3 protein-coding genes are annotated in these 4,880 nt (G+C 33.3%); all 3 read right to left on the bottom strand.

What is annotated here, in order from left to right:
* Positions 1-129 precede the first annotated feature (129 nt).
* The 3 genes from OZD62_RS02765 to dnaG all read right to left on the bottom strand — a co-directional run bounded on the left by OZD62_RS02765 (position 130) and on the right by dnaG (position 4,482).
* Positions 130-1,212 (bottom strand): efflux RND transporter periplasmic adaptor subunit, encoded by a 1,083-nt coding sequence (locus OZD62_RS02765; protein ID WP_275019385.1) that lies wholly within the window; start codon positions 1,210-1,212, stop codon positions 130-132.
* A 201-nt stretch (positions 1,213-1,413) separates the two neighbouring features.
* Positions 1,414-2,496: a Fic family protein gene (locus OZD62_RS02760; protein ID WP_275019384.1), complete on the bottom strand. Its 1,083-nt coding sequence runs from the start codon at positions 2,494-2,496 to the stop codon at positions 1,414-1,416.
* Between the two features lie 237 nt (positions 2,497-2,733).
* Positions 2,734-4,482 (bottom strand): DNA primase, encoded by a 1,749-nt coding sequence (dnaG, locus tag OZD62_RS02755; protein ID WP_275019383.1) that lies wholly within the window; start codon positions 4,480-4,482, stop codon positions 2,734-2,736.
* Positions 4,483-4,880: the final 398 nt, after the last annotated feature.

Here is a 4,880-nt window from a genome sequence, read left to right as displayed (position 1 = left end):
TTTTTTATAACAAACAACGTCACTATTAACTATTGCATTCCAGAACAATTTGATGCATCATTCTTTTTGTAAAAAACATTCCACACTTTCTCTCCACTTTTTCTGGGTAAGGTCAAAGGATCTTATGTCTTAAACCTTATCACCAGGCTTAACAAATAGGTGGCCCAATACTATTAACTTTATGGGTTTATCTTCGTTATTTGCTACTATCCAAACCCCATCGCTCTCATGATCAACAATTTCTATTGGTGCAAATACTACATAATTATTGTCATCAACAATCTTTATTCCAAGAGCACCCTCGTCACTTAAGCTCAGGGCTGAAGAAGGCACTTTATATGCAAATCTTTCGCCTGAAGGTAGCCTTACGTTGGCAGTTAGTCCCTGCAAGGATATCATTTTATTATTAGTTACCTTTACTTCTACCCTATAAGACCCAGTTTTAGGCTCAGCAATTTTACTAATAAAACTTACTTCACCTGCCAATTCTTTTCCGTCCAGCAAATTAATTTGAGCTGTGCTGCCTAGCTCTATTTTATTTACTTCATTTTCCGAAACGTATAACACTACAAGAATTTGATCGAAATTAACCACGTCAGCTATTTTTTGCCCAGCATTAACAAAATCCCCTTCGTTTGCATTGATTTTATCAATATAACCATCTATAGGAGATGTGACTGCAGTACTTTCTAAATCTAATTCTAGCCTTTTTAGGTCAGCTTTTGCACTTTGTAACGCAGTAAAAGCTGCTTCTACTTGTATTTGTGCCCCATAGCCTTTTTTATTCAGTTTGTGAGAGGAATCATACTCAATTTCACGCTGCTTTAATAAAGCTTTGGCTTTCTGAGCTTGCTCAATCCTGTCATAATCTTCTATCTTTAACACTACATCATCTCTTTTTACCTTTTCACCATCAGGTAAATAAATAGAAATAATCTTACCACTTATTTTTGAGACAAGGCTAGCTCTATGTAAGGGATTTACTGTACCAGAAAAATTTAAATATATAGTGCGGTTTTGCGGCGCACATTCTTGAGTTTTTACTGAAAAGCTACTAGTTGCATTATCGCTATGAACCGCCTGATCTTTTTTTAAAAATGCACTGCTGATAAAAAACAGTAGAATAAAAGCAATACTGGAAATGATGATTACTTTATTTCTCATCTTTAAACAATAGAATTTGTTGATCAATCTTGTTAGAAACAACTGCATAAATTTTCGAATCAGAAATGTAAGTATAATACATGTACCATTGTCACTCCATAAATAGTTTTATATGAGAACAAACACAAGATTTTCCTACAATAAGTAAGTTTTTTATTGCTAAAATGCAATTTTTAATCGAATAAAATTGCAAACAAAGTTGTGCATAAGACTGGATTTAAAAAAATCTCGAAAAACATACTAAAACTTTTAAATAATAACTTTATATCTAGTGGCTTTGCCTTCTCCAAGACGCTGTAAGTATTTCATCCCTAGCAGTTTCTTTGTAATTGCCTCTACTGTTCTTGGAGGAAATCCTAGAGCTTCTATAGCATCTTTTCTACTAAATTCTTTATCTGCAAGGCTAAGTGCCCATTCCCAGAAGAACAATTGTTTTCTTGATAATAAATATTCAGTATTCTCCCTCTCAAGAATATAATGCGCCTCATTTGCTTGCGTTTTGAGTACATTAAGAAAAAATATTAACCACGGGGAAATATCTTCTTTGCCACTTTTCCAGCTACTTTGTGTTTTATTAAGCGCTAAATAGTAATCAAGTTTGTTAGTTTCAATTATCTTTTCATGTGATACAATAGATACAAAATCATAACCCTGCTGCAACAGCATTAAATTAGTCATCAATCTATTAGTTCTGCCATTCCCATCTTGAAAAGGGTGTATTGCCAGATACTCAAAAACAAAGTTAGCAATAATAATAAGAGGATGCTTAAATTTATTATTTAAGGACCAGTGATACCAATCAATAAGCTCTTGTACTTCCTTTCTAACAAGGTAAGGTGGTGTGGGATCAAAAATTATACCAACAACTTTTCCATTCTGATCTTTTGCCTCAACTCTATTAGAACTTGCTTTGTATTTTCCTCTATGATACAAATCTTTTTCACTATAAAGTAGCATCTGGTTGTTAATGTGCAATATTGATGACTCACTAATTGGAATATCCGTATAATCATGAAATATTAGTGTAAGCATTTCTAAGTAGCCAGCAATTTCTTGCTCATCTCTATTTTTAAATTTTTTGACACGTAGGTTTTTATATAGATCCTCAACTTCTTTATCGGTTAGACGATTTCCTTCAATACGGTTAGAAGCGCCAGAAGATGTAACAATAACTGAATGAGTTAATCTTTCAATTGTTTGTGGTAGTAGTTTTTTCGTTATCTGCCAGCTATTTTTAACACTATCAACTGCAGTAATTAACTCGTACACTTGCTCAATTACAGGCCCTTCTAGGTTGAGACGCGTACTAAGACGAAAATTCTTCCAGTTCATATTCTTCTCACATGCATATTATGTGAGATAATGTGAGATAATGTGATAAAAGTCAATAGTAAACTTTATATGCACAGCAGAGCTAACTACAAAAATTATATATTTTCAAGTGATCCTAACCATATCAAAAACTACAGGGCAAAGCTGTTAGAGGAAGGCTTAATTAGTTAAAAATTTCAATCTTATGTAAAATATTGTCTTATTTTGTAATTTTCTTGTTGACTAACGAGACGATATCTACTTTTCAATAAACTCCATTTGCATTTCTTGTATACTGCTTTCTATTTGCTTTATTTGTTCTATCAACCTTTCCTCTAAGTCAAGATTACCGCTCAGCCTCGCTTCGGTTCTTTCTTTTCGTAATGCATTTAACTCTTTTAGTAACACTATATTATTCCACACAATTTCTGCAGATTTTCTCTCGTTCAGTTGGCTATTTAGTACACTAGTTTTTTCAAATACATACTTTATAACGTTAAACTGTTTCAATTCTTGTAACAAAGCCTCTTTATCGAGGTTGCTTTTGTTACTTATTACATCAATTATACGCTGTTGTAATCTTTTCATCTCATTAGTAAATTCAAAATGAGAAAATTGCTCAAAAAATATAGGACGGTTCAAGATTTCAGGAAATTCTACGGCTACACGCAAAATTACGGCCTGATTTTGCTCTGCTTCAATTAGCTCTGGAGACTTGTTATGAAGATACTCACCTTTTGTTGCTCTAGTTTTACTATTAAAAATCTGTTTTTTGAAGCTACTTCTTAGTTCACTAGCCTTATTGTAAAAATAATCTCTGTAATACCTTCTAATACTGCTGTTGCTAATAGTATTTACATATTCCATGAACTTGTGCTCAAGAATTGAATATTTTTCCGGAGCAAGTTTTTCATAATTTTGCAAATTGCTATCGATTATGTGATGCCATAAATATTCAGAATGCAGTTTTGTTGAATGGTCAAGAGCAGTCAACACGTCTTCTTTCTTGTATTCCAGTTCGTTACATATATCGTATGGATCTTTATTACTCGGCAAAGTCACAAACTTTAACGTGTATCCAGGCTCTAATATTAGCAGAGCAAGTTCTGCAACTCGAGTAGCAGCATGACGTCCAGCACTATCGCCATCCATACAGATGGAGATTTCTTTAGCAAATCTCCATAGATTTTTTATCTGTTCTGCAGAAATTGCGGTACCAAGCGGAGCAACTGCATTACTAATTCCCGCTTGATGTAGCGCTATAGCGTCCATATATCCTTCAACAACGAGTATGTGCTGTTTTTTACGTATTTCGCTTAAAGCAAAGTTTAATCCGTATAAATTCTCCCTCTTCTTGAAGAGCTGACTCTCTGGACTGTTTAAATATTTCGGCTGTTGCTCAGAACTTAGCGCACGTCCGCCAAAACCAATAACTCTCCCTGCAATGCTCTGTATAGGAAATATCAGCCGGTCATAAAAATAATCATGAAAATTTTTGTTTACTAATCCAATATCAATTAAAATTTTGTCTTCAATACCTGAAGAGTTTAAATACTCTTTCAAACCAGAGCTTGGTGCATAACCTATCTTAAATTTATCTATGATTTTAGGTAAAATCTTACGCTGCTTTAAATAATCTACAACACCTTGATTTTTTTGTGCAAACCAATTTGCAGCTAAATCAAGCGCTAAAAATAGTTTATTGTCCTCTTTTGTAATACTAAGATTTTTGGGCAGTTCAACACCTGTAACCGATGCTAATTTTTCCAATGCTTCTTTAAAGCTTAATCCTTCAGTTTGTGAAATAAATTCAAATGCATCACCACTAGCCAAGCAACCAAAACAGTAATATAACCCCTTAGTATTGCTCACCGAAAAAGATGGGGTTTTTTCGTTATGAAATGGACAGAGCCCAACAAAACTATCTCCTCTTTTTATTAATCTGACTTTTTTACCTACTAGGTCGGATAATAATAATTTTGATTTTATAATATCTATATGATCCATCTTGTTAAATTAGTAGTAGGATAAAAATTATATAGAATTTATACACATCTGACTCGAAATTTATTTCTATAACTAAAGCAATTTGGATTTACCGACAATGTAGCTATACAAATTCAAGAGCAATCCTGTCATCCAGGTAGCCCACAGAAACAAAAAACTTCCTTGACAAACCTCGCCAGCGCCCTTATCATGAAACTGAAGCTATTTATTTATCTTCTCTGTACAGATTAAATGACAAAAAAACTCAACGTATCTGGCGTCTCATGTTTAATTTTTTGCACTATGTGCACCTTATGTCTTTATCAAATTTCCGGGTTTTGACCTACAAAAGCTGAAATACGCTTATAAAGCATTTAAAACATTAAAAAACGCCAACTTAAAAAATGGATAGTGAATAA

The sequence above is a fragment of the Wolbachia endosymbiont of Drosophila seguyi genome, from assembly GCF_028981765.1.
Classification (GTDB): Bacteria; Pseudomonadota; Alphaproteobacteria; order Rickettsiales; family Anaplasmataceae; genus Wolbachia; species Wolbachia pipientis.
The sequence above is the reverse complement of the archived record's forward strand: the minus strand, read 5'-3'. Positions and strand labels throughout refer to the sequence as shown.